The organism is Ilumatobacter sp., from assembly GCF_041688325.1.
Taxonomy (GTDB): domain Bacteria; phylum Actinomycetota; class Acidimicrobiia; order Acidimicrobiales; family Ilumatobacteraceae; genus Ilumatobacter_A.
Genome location: NZ_JBDNIJ010000280.1, coordinates 46,134 through 58,687, shown reverse-complemented (window position 1 = coordinate 58,687; position 12,554 = coordinate 46,134). Strand labels below are relative to the sequence as shown.

Annotated in this window: 14 protein-coding genes; 2 read left to right on the top strand and 12 right to left on the bottom strand. The window is 62.4% G+C overall.

Annotated elements, in window-relative coordinates:
• From ACH2EI_RS15315 to ACH2EI_RS15275, 9 genes are all read right to left on the bottom strand, one after another.
• Nucleotides 1-731, bottom strand: a 731-nt coding sequence (locus ACH2EI_RS15315) for an E3 binding domain-containing protein (protein ID WP_395160651.1), incomplete at its 3' end; no start/stop codon positions are given.
• Nucleotides 721-1,749 carry an NAD(+)/NADH kinase gene (locus ACH2EI_RS15310; protein ID WP_395155038.1) on the bottom strand — a complete coding sequence of 343 codons (1,029 nt, stop codon included), beginning with the start codon at nucleotides 1,747-1,749 and terminating at the stop codon, nucleotides 721-723. The genes ACH2EI_RS15310 and ACH2EI_RS15315, both read right to left, overlap by 11 nt.
• A gap of 8 nt (nucleotides 1,750-1,757) precedes the next feature.
• Nucleotides 1,758-2,747, bottom strand: a complete 990-nt coding sequence (locus tag ACH2EI_RS15305) for an alpha-ketoacid dehydrogenase subunit beta (protein ID WP_395155037.1) — start codon at nucleotides 2,745-2,747, stop codon at nucleotides 1,758-1,760.
• Nucleotides 2,744-3,745, bottom strand: a complete 1,002-nt coding sequence (locus ACH2EI_RS15300; protein ID WP_395155036.1) for a thiamine pyrophosphate-dependent dehydrogenase E1 component subunit alpha — start codon at nucleotides 3,743-3,745, stop codon at nucleotides 2,744-2,746. The genes ACH2EI_RS15305 and ACH2EI_RS15300 overlap by 4 nt, the downstream gene beginning before the upstream one ends.
• Entirely contained in the window at nucleotides 3,745-4,884 is a 1,140-nt protein-coding gene (locus tag ACH2EI_RS15295; protein WP_395155035.1) for a thiolase family protein, read from the bottom strand. The genes ACH2EI_RS15300 and ACH2EI_RS15295 overlap by 1 nt, the downstream gene beginning before the upstream one ends.
• Nucleotides 4,881-5,321 (bottom strand): Zn-ribbon domain-containing OB-fold protein, encoded by a 441-nt coding sequence (locus ACH2EI_RS15290; RefSeq protein ID WP_395155034.1) that lies wholly within the window; start codon nucleotides 5,319-5,321, stop codon nucleotides 4,881-4,883. The genes ACH2EI_RS15295 and ACH2EI_RS15290 overlap by 4 nt, the downstream gene beginning before the upstream one ends.
• Before the next feature lie 88 nt (nucleotides 5,322-5,409).
• Entirely contained in the window at nucleotides 5,410-5,991 is a 582-nt protein-coding gene (locus ACH2EI_RS15285; protein WP_395155033.1) for a TetR/AcrR family transcriptional regulator, read from the bottom strand.
• Nucleotides 5,992-6,063: 72 nt separating this feature from the next.
• Nucleotides 6,064-6,831: a ThuA domain-containing protein gene (locus ACH2EI_RS15280; protein ID WP_395155032.1), complete on the bottom strand. Its 768-nt coding sequence runs from the start codon at nucleotides 6,829-6,831 to the stop codon at nucleotides 6,064-6,066.
• Nucleotides 6,832-6,843: 12 nt separating this feature from the next.
• Nucleotides 6,844-7,599, bottom strand: coding sequence for an SDR family NAD(P)-dependent oxidoreductase (locus tag ACH2EI_RS15275; RefSeq protein WP_395155031.1), 756 nt, complete (start codon nucleotides 7,597-7,599; stop codon nucleotides 6,844-6,846).
• Nucleotides 7,600-7,720: 121 nt separating this feature from the next.
• Between ACH2EI_RS15275 and ACH2EI_RS15270 the strand changes: the two genes are divergently transcribed.
• Both ACH2EI_RS15270 and ACH2EI_RS15265 read left to right on the top strand, forming a co-directional pair.
• On the top strand, nucleotides 7,721-8,077 hold the full coding sequence (locus tag ACH2EI_RS15270) for a nuclear transport factor 2 family protein (protein WP_395155030.1): 357 nt from the start codon (nucleotides 7,721-7,723) through the stop codon (nucleotides 8,075-8,077).
• The gene (locus tag ACH2EI_RS15265) at nucleotides 8,074-8,844 is read left to right on the top strand and encodes an SDR family NAD(P)-dependent oxidoreductase (RefSeq protein WP_395155029.1); all 771 of its coding nucleotides are present in this window, start codon (nucleotides 8,074-8,076) and stop codon (nucleotides 8,842-8,844) included. Before ACH2EI_RS15270 ends, ACH2EI_RS15265 begins: the two co-directional genes overlap by 4 nt.
• A gap of 45 nt (nucleotides 8,845-8,889) precedes the next feature.
• Here the strand turns inward: ACH2EI_RS15265 and ACH2EI_RS15260 are convergent, their stop codons facing one another.
• The 3 genes from ACH2EI_RS15260 to ACH2EI_RS15250 are packed head-to-tail and all read right to left on the bottom strand — an operon-like array spanning nucleotide 8,890 to nucleotide 12,548.
• Nucleotides 8,890-9,840 carry an alpha/beta hydrolase gene (locus tag ACH2EI_RS15260; protein WP_395155028.1) on the bottom strand — a complete coding sequence of 317 codons (951 nt, stop codon included), beginning with the start codon at nucleotides 9,838-9,840 and terminating at the stop codon, nucleotides 8,890-8,892.
• Between the two features lie 12 nt (nucleotides 9,841-9,852).
• The gene (locus ACH2EI_RS15255) at nucleotides 9,853-10,986 is read right to left on the bottom strand and encodes an ABC transporter permease (RefSeq protein WP_395160649.1); all 1,134 of its coding nucleotides are present in this window, start codon (nucleotides 10,984-10,986) and stop codon (nucleotides 9,853-9,855) included.
• Between the two features lie 59 nt (nucleotides 10,987-11,045).
• Nucleotides 11,046-12,548: a sugar ABC transporter ATP-binding protein gene (locus tag ACH2EI_RS15250; RefSeq protein ID WP_395155026.1), complete on the bottom strand. Its 1,503-nt coding sequence runs from the start codon at nucleotides 12,546-12,548 to the stop codon at nucleotides 11,046-11,048.
• Nucleotides 12,549-12,554: the final 6 nt, after the last annotated feature.

The window sequence follows — 12,554 nt, the reverse complement described above, 5'->3', positions numbered from 1 at the left end:
GGGGGAGTCGGGGGAGTCGGGGGAGGAGGAGTACCGCCGGCCAATGTGTTGATCAGCCCACGTACGTAGACAGCAACCGCATCCTTGGTGACACGACCTTCGATGGGATCAACGGGTATGCACGCCAGATCGACGCCGACCAGATCAGCGAGTTGTCGTGCCGCAAATGTTGCGGCAACGCGCACGCCAGCTACGTGGGTGGTCGTGAGAGGGGTGACGGGGCGAGCAGCCACGTCGTCGAGGTCGGCGGCCACGATGCGTCCCCCCGGTCCGGTGCCGCGCAAGGTGCGCAGATCGATCGAGCGCTCGTCAGCGAGACGCTTTGCCAACGGTGAGGCGACGACGCGACGAGTGCTCGCTCCTGCCGTTGGTTGGGCGACAGCGAGTGCGGGTGTTGGCGTCGCTGTGATTGCTGGTGTGGTTGCTGGTGTGGTTGCTGGTGCAGCCGCGGGTGTGGTTGCTGACGGGGAGGCACTGCTGGCGGGGACATCCTCGCCGTCACCCAGGAACCATCCGATGCGTTCGCCGCACGCGAACGTGTCGCCAACCTGCCCGACAACATGAAGTCGCCCAGTTTCGGCAGCGTCGACGTCGGTTTCGGTCTTGTCGGTTTCGATGCGCAGGACAGCCGAGCCGGCTGTGACCGTGTCTCCGTCAGCGACGAGCCACTCGGTGATCGTGCCTTCTTCCATCGTGAGCCCGAGCTTGGGCATGACAAATTCAGTCGCCATGGGGGACCTTTCTCGCGGTTGTACAGATCGCGGGGTGATCGAAGAGATGGTTGTGTGCGGCGAATGCCAGCGTTGCGTCGACGTCGATGAGGTGCGGGCCGGAGCGCTCGATTGACACGGAGATCGTGGCATCGCCAGAGACCGGCGTGTTCCGTTCGCCGTCGTAGGCAAGGACACCGCCGCCAGGCAGGTCGACGGCAATTCCGTCGGCGAGCGGTTCGACTGATTCGACGTCGAGTGTGGCGAAGCTTCCGGGGGCGAGCGGCACACGCACTCGGCGCCCACGCGGACCCAGGCGGATCAACACGCCGCCGGGAGCGTTGCGGTCGACGGGGTGAACGCGGCCGGCAATGCTGGCCAGCCCAGTGCTGGCCGGGTTGGCAATACACGCAACGACCCAACGAATTGACGCAGGGTCGCTGACCGCTCGGGCGCCGACAAAAGCGGTGCCAATGAGTGCAGCCTCGACGAGGGCATGATCGTGTTCGATCGTGGCGACGGACGGCTCGTGGATTGCCAGCACGACACGTTTCGACTGGCGCGCGACGACCTCGACGGCGATTGCGTTTGTGGCAACCAGCGCAGCGGCCACCCCCGCCGTTGTGCCATCGACGGTGGACGGATAGACGTTGTTGGTGCCGGTGGAGAGTGCGATGAGCGGAGCGCCAGGCCAACCGGTGGCGACGTCGCGGCACGTACCGTCGCCGCCGAGCACCACGACGGCGCCGACCTGCTGCTTCCACATCTGGCGTGCCGCGGCGACGGTGTCGTGGTGTGAGCCAGTGCACGGACTTTCGACGAATTCGATGTTGCCGCCCAGCCCTTCGGCGGAGCGTTCGGCGAGGTGATGCGTGTCAGTGCTGAGGAGTACTCGCTCGGCCCCCTGCTCGATCACGCCGGCGATCACGCGCCGCATGATGCCAATCTTGACCGAGTCGGACGTGTGCCCAGCCGCTGAGACCAGTCGTCGGATGTCCTTACCCGCATGCGGGTTGACGATGATCCCAACGGTCGACATTGAGACGGTCAGGCTCCAGGGCGAGCAACGACACCGCGAATTGCTGCAGTGATGTCGTCGGGGGACGGGAGGTAATGCTGCTCGAGTACCGGGCTGAACGGAACAGGTGAAAAGGGTGCCCCGACACGTGCGACCGGAGCGTCGAGGTAGTCGAACGCCTCTTCTTGAATCTGCGCCGCGACTTCCGCGCCGAGCCCACCGAACTTGACGGCCTCATGGACCACGACGACACGGTTGGTTTTGCGGACCGACTCAACGATGGTCGCGGTGTCGAGGGGCTGCAAGGTGCGCGGATCGATGACCTCAACACTGATGCCTTCGGATTCGAGCGAGTTGGCTACGTCGAGGGCGTCATTGACCATTTTGCCCCAACTGACCACCGTGACGTCGGTACCTTCGCGCAGCACGTTCGCTTTGCCGAGTGGAATGGCATAGGACTCTTCAGGCACCTCGCCCTGCATGCCGAGCAAACGCTTGTGCTTGATCATGATTGTCGGGTTGTTCTCACGGATACACGATGTCATCAGCCCCTTCATGTCGTAAGGGTTTGACGGATGGACGACGATCAGCCCGGGAATGTGGCAGAGCAGCGCTTCGAGGCTCTGGCTGTGCTGTGCCGCTGCCGAGAGGCCGCCGCCGCCGCCAGTGGTGATGGTGAGTGGAATGGTGGCCGAGCCGCCGAACATGTACTTCAACTTTGCGGCCTGATTGACGATCTGGTCGAACGCCACACAGATGAAGTCCATGAACATGATGTCGACGATGGGTCGCAGCCCGGTCACGGCGGCACCGACACCCAGCCCGATGATCGCCTGTTCACTAATCGGGGTGTCGACGACTCGATCTTCACCGAACTCAGCCTGGAGGCCGGCGTAGGACTGGAAGACGCCGCCGAAGGCGCCGATATCTTCGCCCGCGCAGAACACGTCGGGGTCGGCAGCCATTTCCTGGCGGACCGCCTCGTTGAATGCCTGGACGTAGCCGAGCTTGCGAGTCATGATGCTGCTCCGGTCAAACCAGGCGATGGCGTTGCGCTGTAGACGTCGACGAGTATTTGGTCGGGATCAGGGAGTGGGCTGTCTTCGGCGAACTGGATGGCGGTGTCGATGTCGGCACGCAATTCGGCCCAGATGTCGTCGAAGTCCGAGCGACTCGCTGTGCCCGATTCGATGAGGCGATCTTCGAACGTGAAGATCGGATCACGTTCTTTCCATTGTGCGACCTCGTCGTCGGTGCGGTACTTCAGGCCGAGATTCTGGACGCCGTGGTGGTTGTAGAAGCGATACGTCTTGGCCTCGATCATCGATGGTCCCTCGCCGCGGCGCGCGCGTGCCGCGGCCTCGACCGCAGCCTCGTGTACAGCGACCACATCCATCCCATCGACGATGACGCCGGGCATGCCGTAGCCGGCTGCCCGGTCGACGATGTCGGTGATGGCCATGGTCTTGTCGCGTGGTGTGAACTCGCCGTACTCGTTGTTTTCACAGATGAACAGCACCGGCAGCCGCAACGCGCATGCCATGTTGGCAGCCTCGTGGAAGGCGCCGATGTTGGTCGAGCCGTCACCGAAGAACGCCGCCGAAATATTGCCATTCTTCTTGTACTTGTTTGCGAATCCGGCACCGACCGCAATGGGTGTGCCGGCACCGACGATGCCATTGGCTCCGAGCATGCCGACGTCGAGGTTCGAGATGTGCATCGAACCGCCCTTGCCTTTGCAGTAGCCCGTTGCTTTGCCCATCAGTTCGGCCATCATCTGGTTGAACTGGCCGCCTTTCGCGACGAGGTGGCCGTGGCCGCGGTGCGTCGAAGTGATCTGATCGTCATCGCTGAGGGTGGCGCAGACGCCTGCGGCTACCGCCTCTTGGCCAACGTAGAGATGCAAGAAGCCCGGCAACCTGGCCGACTCGGCCAGCTTGCCAGCTGCTTCTTCGAAAAGACGGATGCGCACCATGCGGCGATGCATGTCCATCAGGGCATCTTTTGAGAGTTCCATCAGCGGCTCAAGATGGTGACGCCGCTGATACCCGGCGCGCCGTAGACGTGGGTGTAAGCAACCTTCGGATTGTTCGGAACCTGCCGCTTGCCGGCATCGCCGCGAAGCTGCAACACGTTCTCGTACACCTGGCGCAGGCCAGAGGCGCCGATTGGTTCGCCGTTCGCGAGGCAGCCACCGTCGGTGTTGACCGGCAGGCGACCGTTGATCTCGGTCTCTCCGTTGGCGAGCATGTGTTCTTGTTCGCCGTGTTCGCAGAAACCGTTCTCGGCCATGTGCATGATCTCTGCACCCGACTCGGTGTCTTGGAGTTGCGCGACGTCGATGTCTTGCGGCCCGATGCCGGCCATCTCGAATGCGGCCTTGGCGGCATCGGAGGTCGGACCGGCATTGCGGTCGAGCGCGACCGACGGTGCGAGCACCTCGAACGAACCGAACTGACGCGTGCGCATCGTGGCGGCCTTCAAGTAGATCGGACGATCGGTGTACTCCTTGGCCTTGTCGGCACGGCACACCACCATTGCCACACCGCCTTCGCCGGGTGAGCAGAACATGTACTGCGTGAGCGGCCACGACAACATCAGTGAGTCGAGGACCTCTTGCTCGCTCATGGGCTTGCGGCGCCATGCCATCGGGTTGATGGCGCCGTTACGAAATGCCTTGGCCGCGACGCGTGCGAGCGTCTGCTGGGTGATGCCGTACTCGTGCATGTAGCGCGTGATCTTCATGCCGAAGAACTGTGTGGTGAGCGCAAGCCCCGAGCCGCCGTACCAGTCTTTGCCGCGCGGACCCTTGATGCGGAACGCTCCCTTTTCGTGTTTGTCAAACCCGATCGCGATGCCGATGTCGGCGGCGCCCGACTTGATCGTGTTGATCGACTGAGACAGTGCGGTGCCGCCTGTCGCGCATCCGTTCATCACGTTGGTGAAGGGCAGACCCGTCAGACCAACGCGACTGACCATGGTGTCGGCAGCTCCGGAGTCCATCGAACCGCCCACGGCGAACTGCATATCGGACCACTGCTGGCCGCAATCAGCAAGTGCGCGCCGCACGGCGACGACACCCATGTCCATACCCGATACGCCGTCGTGGCGACCGAATTCGTGCATTCCAATTCCAACGATCGCGACGTCGCTCATGACTGGCCTCCTGGTGAAGTGGGCGTAAATGCATAGGTGACGACGGTGTTGCCATCGTCGTCGACGGTGAGTGGTTCGAGGACGATTTCCATCGCCATGCCGATCTTCAGTTGATCGGGGTCGGCAACGGTGAGGCGGGCCTCGACGCGGACTTGACCGGGGAGCTCGACGTACCCGACTCCGTACGGGACGAAGTCTTCGCCCACCGGCCCGAGGTAGGGAGGCGCCTTCGGAGGGAAGGCCTGAATCGTCCACGACCACAGGGTGCCGGTGGAGGCGAGTTCGATGTCTTCTTGCTGGTCGAACATACAGCGCGGGCAGCCTTGCTGGCGCGGAAACATGTGGTTGTCGCAGTTGGTGCAACGGCTGCCGAGCAACACGGGCCTACCATCGACAATATTGAAAATGCCGTCAGCGACGGCAATGGTGTTGGGCATCTCGCTCCTGATACTTAATGGTCGTTCAGTTAGGAAGATTAGCATTCCGGCTCGCTGAATTTCGCAGCGAAGCGGACCGACGCAAGGCCTATCGTGTGCCGAGCCAACCGTCGATCAGCTCAGCCATTTCGGCGTTGAGCGCCGATGGCTCGACGCCGAGGCCAGTCACTGCGTCGACGTGTGTTGCACCGAGTAACAGCAGGTAGTAGATGTGGACCTGAGCAGGCGTGAAGCCGGCCCTTTCCTGCAGCACGCGACCATTATCGCGTTGCCATGCGGCGAGGAACGTGGCGACCTCTGGCTGGCGGTGTGCGGCATTGTGTAACTCGGACAGCAGCACCCGGGTCCGAGCAAAGCCCGGCGCGAGAAACTGCTGGACGACACCGCGAATGCTGACAGCGTCACGTAACCGGCCGCTGCTGATTTTGTCGAGTTCGTGTTTGCACGCCTCGACGAGCAGAGCAGCCTTGCCATCGAAGTGACCGTAGACGGCGGGGGTCGAGACCTGCGCGCGTCGCGCAATATCTGACAACGTGACGCCCTCGTAGCCGAATTCGATGCATGCATCGACGGCGGCCTGCAGCAGTCGGTCGCGGGTAGGGATGCCGTTCTCGTCCACTTTTGGTGGCCGCCCGATTCGTCCGGTTGGGGCCGCGTCGCTTTCAGTCATGATGAACATGTCTATCAATGCCAGTCGTATTGGCATTTTTTATCAATGGAGGTGCCGACTTTGCTGCCGGCTTCACGTGATCTCGCCGCGCGCCCAGCGCAGTGATCGGCGGAGCAGTTCGAAGTACGCCGGCTGCTCCCACGACCCGCGTTCGATCTTGGGGTAGTAGTCGACTGCCGGCGCCATGTCGTAGTGGCTGCGGCAGTGGCCAAGCGTGTTGTACAGCACGGCCCCGTCGCCCAACTCGCGGAGGTACATCACGAGGTGTTGCCCGGAGCCCGAGGTCCAATCGTGTTCGACAAACCCACGTGCATCGCCCAACCAGGTGGTGTGGAGGAGCGGCACGAGTGCAGCTCGGTCGGCATGTTCACTGAGGTACAGCTCGTCGTCGGTCTCGAAGGGTTCGATCCCCGCAACGAGCCAGTGATCGGGCGCGGCAACCTCGACGAGGTAGGGGGTAATCGGAGGGTGGGCTACGAACTGCGAACCGAGGGTGTCGGCCCAGACCGGGAACGCTCGAGGAGCGTCGACGCCGTTTGGGGTGCCGATGTCGAGCGCTGAGTTCGTGCCATGCAGTGCAATCCAGCGCCCGCCGCCCTCGACCCATGTGCGGATCGTTTGCTGCGCTCGTTCGGATGGGCGGACATTGCAGGTGTAGCTGACGAGGATTGACCCGGCAGCGATCGCGTCGGCATCTTCGTAGTCGGGCTGCACACGCACGCGGAACTCGTCGTGCTCACCGAGCAGCTTCAACAGTTCAAGGCGCGCGAAGTCGATGTCGTGGTACATCCCGCCGGCGACGAGGGTGACGTCGATGCGGGTGCCGGTTGTGTCGCTCATCGCCGACCTCCGTCAGAAATCGATGCGCTTCAGGAAGCCACCGTCGACGGTGACGTTGACGCCGTTGACGTGTCCGGCGGCATCGCTGGCGAGGAAGGCAACGACATTGGCGACGTCTTGCACCGTGCCGAGACGACCTTGCGGGTGGACCTTTTCGGTGGCCTCGTAGAACTCGGTCATGTTGTCTTTGATCATGTTCCAGTCGCCACCTTCGACGAAGATCGGCCCCGGCGAGACGACGTTGCAGCGCACGCCCTTGGCGCCGAGTACCTGAGCCTGGCCGAGGGTCCAGTTGGTGACCGCAGACTTGAAAGCGCTGTAGCTGTTCGAGCCGGATGCGAAGTGCTCAGCGGTGGCTGTCGTGCCGATGCTGATGACGGCGCCGCCGCCTTCGGACAGTGCTTCGCTCGCTGCGCCGACGCCGCGGACCATGGCCATCAGGTCGATGTTGAAGTTGTTGATCCAGTTTTCGATCTTGCGGGCTGGCTTGCCCGACGTGTTGTGGACATAAATGTCGATGCCCCCGAGTTGTTCGGCAGCCGACGCGACCCAAGCTTCGACCGCGTCGCCGTCGGCGGCATCAACGGATGCGCCGAACACGTTGCCGAGCGCTGACATTTCTTCGACCGCAGCCTCGACGCCTGCAGCGTCGCGAGCACAGATTGCTACGGAGACGCCCTCGGCGAGCAACGTTTCGGCAACACTGCGGCCGATGCCCTTCGTTGCGCCGGTGATCAATGCCTTCTTGCCGCTGAGTCCGAGGTCCATTGTTGTCTCCTACATAGTTGGCTGCAGCTGAAGTTGGCCGCAGCAAAAGCGATTGCTCGCGTCTGTGAAACATTACCGAATGAGTCTTTAGTTTCTCAAGCCGGACGTCTAACGTTCGCGGATGGCTGGCGACGCGTACAACACGATCAAGCGATTCTGGGAGATGCAGGATGAGGGCGACTACGCGCCACTCGCGGCACTGTTCGCGGACGATGCCGAGGTGGTCGATCCGGTGTATGGCACCTTCGTCGGTGGCGAGGCGATCGCCGGGTTCTTCACGATGATGAACTCGGAGATGGCAAAGGCGGGTGCCACATTCCACCTGGTCGAATTGTCAGGTGACGACGAGACAGCGTGGGCCCAGTGGGCCGTCACGACGAAGAACGACGACGGCAGTGACCGTGTACGAAACGGGGTCGGTGTCTACCGGGTCCGAGACGGTCGGCTCACCTATTACAAGGACTACATGAACTCATGAGCGAGCGAGTAGCGATGGTGACCGGTGCAGCTTCGGGCATTGGGCGTGCAGTCATCGCGGCGTTCGTTCGGAGTGGCGGGTCTGCGGTTGCTGTCGATCGCGACGCCGACACACTGGGCTGGGTGGCAGACGACGGGCTGGCCGATCGCGTGGCGATCGTTGTGGGTGACGTGACGTCCAACGAAACCAACGTGGCCGCCGTCAACCTCGCGCTCGAACGCTTCGGGCGGCTCGACTCAGCGATCTTCAATGCGGGGGTGTCGATGGGCGGCGGCCTCCTCGATTTGCCGATGGAAGACTTTGATCGAGCAATGAACGTCAACGTGCGCGCTGTGGCGCTGGGCATCCGGTCGGTCACGCCCGCAATGCGAGCTGCCGGTGCGGGGCGCATCGTTGTCACGGCATCGACCTCGGGTATCGGGGGCGATCCGAACATGTGGGCCTACAACACCACCAAGGGTGCGGTGATCAACCTTGTCCGAGCGGCGGCGATCGACCTCGGGCCTGACGGCATCACTGTCAATGCGGTCTGTCCCGGGCCAACCGAAACTCCCATGACCTCACGTCTTCAATCGCTGCCCGAGGTGCACGAGGATCTCCGCCGCGCGATCCCACTCCAGCGATGGGGCCAGCCCGAAGAGATTGCTGCGATGATCGTGTTCCTCGCCTCGCGCGAAGCATCGTTTGTCAACGGAGCGATCATTCCCGTTGACGGGGGGATCACGGCGAGCACCGGCCAGTTCCGGCCGCGTGCGTCCAGCGCATAGCTGAACTCGGTGGGCTGCTGATGGCTCGGTACACCGAGATGAAAATCAGTCGGTGAGATCGAGCGCGCGTCGCAGTGCGGCCATCTCGTCGCGGCGCCAGCGCTGGGAGGCGTCGGCGTGCGGCACCATGGTGTCTGACCCGTGGAATGCCCCCGGATAGACGTGCAACTCGACGGGTACGCCAGCTTGGAGCATCGCTTGGGCGTAGGTGATGTCTTCGTCGAGGAACATATCGAGTTCGCCGACGGTGACGATCGCAGGCGGGAGGCCAGCCAGGTTGGTCGCGCGTGCTGGTGCGGCGTACGCGTCGATGTCGTTGGTGCCATTCTGGCCCGCGAGGTACGCGCCCCATCCGGTGAGGTTTGCGGGCCGGTTCCACACGCGGGTGTCGGTGATCGCGTGACTCGAAGGTGTTTCATTACGGTCGTCGATCATCGGATAGCGCAGGAGCTGGAAGCAGGGTTGGGCGGTGCCTCGGTCGCGTGCTCGCAATGCCAACCCAGCCGCTAATCCTGCACCGGCACTCCCGCCACCGAGCGCGATGCGGTTGCTGTCGACACCGAACTGGTCGCTATGGCTGACGAACCATTCGAACGCCTGGGAGCAGTCGTCGAGCGGCGTTGGATAGGGGAACTCAGGTGCGAGCCGGTAGTCGACAGATGCGACGACGATGTTGAGTTCGTCCGCAATTGCAGCGCAGTGTGCGTCGTCCATCGCGACGTCGCCGAGCACCAAGCCGCCGCCGTGGATCCAGTACAGCGCGGCGCCCGTCGGTGTCGGCGGGCTGTACGTTCGAACAAGGATCTGATGGCCATCGTCAGCATCGACAGAGTGGTCGTCGACGGTGATGGTTTTGGGGAGCTCCACCGGCGTTGCGCCGAACAACTCGGCGATTCTGATACGTGCCCCGTCGAGGTTGCTGAGGTCGAGGAGATCCAGTGGGAAAAACCCCAAAATCTCACGGTGGGTGTCGTCGAGTCGTTCGTTGATGTCCATCGTTGACTTCTTTCAGTGGGAGCTGTCTACGGCAGAGTCGGCATTTGCTCGACTCGGTTCTTCAGCGGCGTCGGGCAACGACGATGTTTCGGAATCAGGTGAATCAGGTAGTGCATCTGGTGGTGTGTCCGGAGATGGAAGAGCTGGTGCCACATCTGCTCGGCGTTTGGCGATTTTCACGAGGCCCTGACGGCTTGCGATGCCGACGGCGATGATCAAGGTGAGGCCTTCGAACATGGGCTGCATCCAGTCGATTTCGCGCGGGTAGCGCAGGCCGATGCCCTTGATGCCGAACGCCAGTGTGTAGACCGCGATGATTGTGCCCCAGACGTTGGGTCGACCCTTGAGTTGGCTGGCACCAAAGAAGACTGCGCCGACCGCTGTGAAAAGCAGCGGCGGCCCGACCGACGAGGTGTACGTCGCGAACTTCCATGAGTAAATCAATCCGGCAAATCCAGCGATCCCGGCCGATGCCACGAGTGATCCCCACGACAGTCGATCGGTGTTGAGCCCAGACAGGCGAGCCGCTTCGCGGTTGCCGCCCGTCGCGAACATGTGGCGTCCGACGGGTGTGTGCTCGAGCACGTACCAGATCAGCGTGGCGACGATCAGGCCGTACAAGAAGTAGTACGGCAGCGAGATCTCGCTGTCGGACCACGGCCACTTGAACGAGAACACATTGCGCTTGCCGAAGTCGATGTAGCTCTTGCCGAACGCTGAGGTGATGTTGCCACCGTCGTGGATGCGACGGATGATGGCTGCAATCACTTGGCTCATGCCGAGGGTGGCAATGAAGCTGTTGACCCGAAGTTTCACCACGATGAAGCCGTTGACGGCTCCGATTGCGAGGCAGGCAAGCATTCCGACAATGGCACCGACGCCGTCAGGAAGGTCGGTTTCGAGCGCCATCTTGTTGACGATGACCAGGCTCAACGCCATGGTGGCACCAATCGACAGGTCGAACGTCTCGGTGGTGAGCGGCACAAGGAAAGCGAGCGCAAGCATGCAGACGATCACCTTCTCGGTGAGCACGAATTCGACGCTGCCGTTCCAGAGCAAGAAGTTGCTCTCGGTCAACCCGAAGAAAATGAAGAAGGCCGCCAAGAGGTAGAGCCCGCTGAAGCGGTTGAGCCCAAGTCGACTCACCCACGATCTGGATGGCACTGGTTGTTCGGAGTTCGGTGTGTCGTTCACGGTTGTTGCAGTCATCGGGTTCCTGTCGCGGTGGTATTGAGCTGTGCTCGCTCGACGTTCTCGGTGGTCAAATTGTCTCCTTGGAGCTCGTCGACAAACGTGCCGTCGACCATGATCAGGACTCGATGGGCCACTTGGACGAGTTCGTCGGTGTCGGTGGAGACAACCAGCACTGCTGCGCCGTCGTGAGCCGCCTGGTCGATCAGTTTCATGATTTGTTCCTTGGCCTGCACGTCGATGCCGCTGGTGGGCTCGTCGAGCACCAGCACGGTGGGCTGGAGTCGCAGACTTCGTCCGAAGAGCACCTTCTGCTGATTCCCACCGCTGAGTGAGGCAATCGGCGGTGTGATGCCCTGCGTCTTGATGCCAAGTCGTTCGACCCACTCGAGCGACTCGGTGGCCTCGTCGCGATGACGGAGACGCCATCGACGCCAGTGAGCCCGCACGTTGGCGAGGGTCAAGTTGTGGCCGACGGATTGGAGCGGGATGATGCCGTGCGTGGTGCGATCGGCTGGTACGAACGCCATGCCGGCGCGGATTGCTTCCCCGGGTGCGAAGTTGCCGATCGGGGTGCCGTTGACAACAACCGAGCCCCGATCGCTCGGGGCCTGGCCGGTGATGAGCGGCGCCAGCATTTCTCGCCCGGACCCGGTGATGCCGGCCACTCCTACGATTTCGCCGGGCTGAATACTCAGGTCGACTCCGTTGACCGTGGCGCCGGTGAGATCATTGATGACGAGCGAAGCGGAACTGCCAGGCCGCGCTGCTGAAACATGGTGTGATCGAACGAGGAAGTGCCCGATCATCAACTCGATGAGGCGGTCGTGGTCGAGGTCGGCTGTTGCTTCAGTGGCGACGCGCCGGCCGTCGCGCAAGATAGTGACGTCATCTGCGATGGCAAATACCTCATCCAAGTGATGCGAGACGTACAAGATGGCGACGCCGCGGTCTTTGAGGAGTCGAATCGCATTGAAAAGTCGCTCAACGTCGTCACCGGGTAGGGAGGCGGTTGGTTCGTCGAGGACGAGCAGGTGAGCGCTTTGCTCCCAACCGTGGAGGGCTCGGGCGAGGGCAACTGCTGTCTTTTGCGAAGGCGCCAACATGCCGACTGGTACCGAGACATTAATGTCGGTAAAACCGAGTGCATCAAGGCCAGCGTTGGCTCGATCACTATCGGCCTGCCAGTCGATGCGCCCACCGCGCCGCGTCGTGTAACCCACGCCCATCGAGATGTTCTCGACGGCGTTGAGACTGTCGACGAGGCCAAGATCCTGATGGACGAATCGGATACCTGCCTCATGCGCCGCTCGCCCGTCTCCGAGTCGCAGCGGTGCGTTGGCGAGTTCGGCAGTGGCTCCCGGGTCCGGCTGGTGGTACCCCGCGAGGACCTTGATGAATGTCGACTTGCCCGATCCGTTCTGTCCAACAAGGGCGTGCGTGCGGCCCGGTCGTATTGTCAGGTTGAAGTCGCTGAGCGCGACCTGGCCCGGAAAAGTCTTCGATAAGTCGCGCACGGTCAA

What these genes read in the sequence shown, in the direction of transcription:
- ACH2EI_RS15310 (WP_395155038.1), bottom strand. Translation starts at nt 1,749, where the DNA reads ATGTCGACCGTTGGGATCATCGTCAACCCGCATGCGGGTAAGGACATC.
- ACH2EI_RS15295 (WP_395155035.1), bottom strand. Translation starts at nt 4,884, where the DNA reads ATGAGCGACGTCGCGATCGTTGGAATTGGAATGCACGAATTCGGTCGC.
- ACH2EI_RS15265 (WP_395155029.1), top strand. Translation starts at nt 8,074, where the DNA reads ATGAGCGAGCGAGTAGCGATGGTGACCGGTGCAGCTTCGGGCATTGGG.
- ACH2EI_RS15305 (WP_395155037.1), bottom strand. Translation starts at nt 2,747, where the DNA reads ATGACTCGCAAGCTCGGCTACGTCCAGGCATTCAACGAGGCGGTCCGC.
- ACH2EI_RS15275 (WP_395155031.1), bottom strand. Translation starts at nt 7,599, where the DNA reads ATGGACCTCGGACTCAGCGGCAAGAAGGCATTGATCACCGGCGCAACG.
- ACH2EI_RS15270 (WP_395155030.1), top strand. Translation starts at nt 7,721, where the DNA reads ATGGCTGGCGACGCGTACAACACGATCAAGCGATTCTGGGAGATGCAG.
- ACH2EI_RS15300 (WP_395155036.1), bottom strand. Translation starts at nt 3,745, where the DNA reads ATGGAACTCTCAAAAGATGCCCTGATGGACATGCATCGCCGCATGGTG.
- ACH2EI_RS15285 (WP_395155033.1), bottom strand. Translation starts at nt 5,991, where the DNA reads ATGACTGAAAGCGACGCGGCCCCAACCGGACGAATCGGGCGGCCACCA.
- ACH2EI_RS15260 (WP_395155028.1), bottom strand. Translation starts at nt 9,840, where the DNA reads ATGGACATCAACGAACGACTCGACGACACCCACCGTGAGATTTTGGGG.
- ACH2EI_RS15290 (WP_395155034.1), bottom strand. Translation starts at nt 5,321, where the DNA reads ATGCCCAACACCATTGCCGTCGCTGACGGCATTTTCAATATTGTCGAT.
- ACH2EI_RS15280 (WP_395155032.1), bottom strand. Translation starts at nt 6,831, where the DNA reads ATGAGCGACACAACCGGCACCCGCATCGACGTCACCCTCGTCGCCGGC.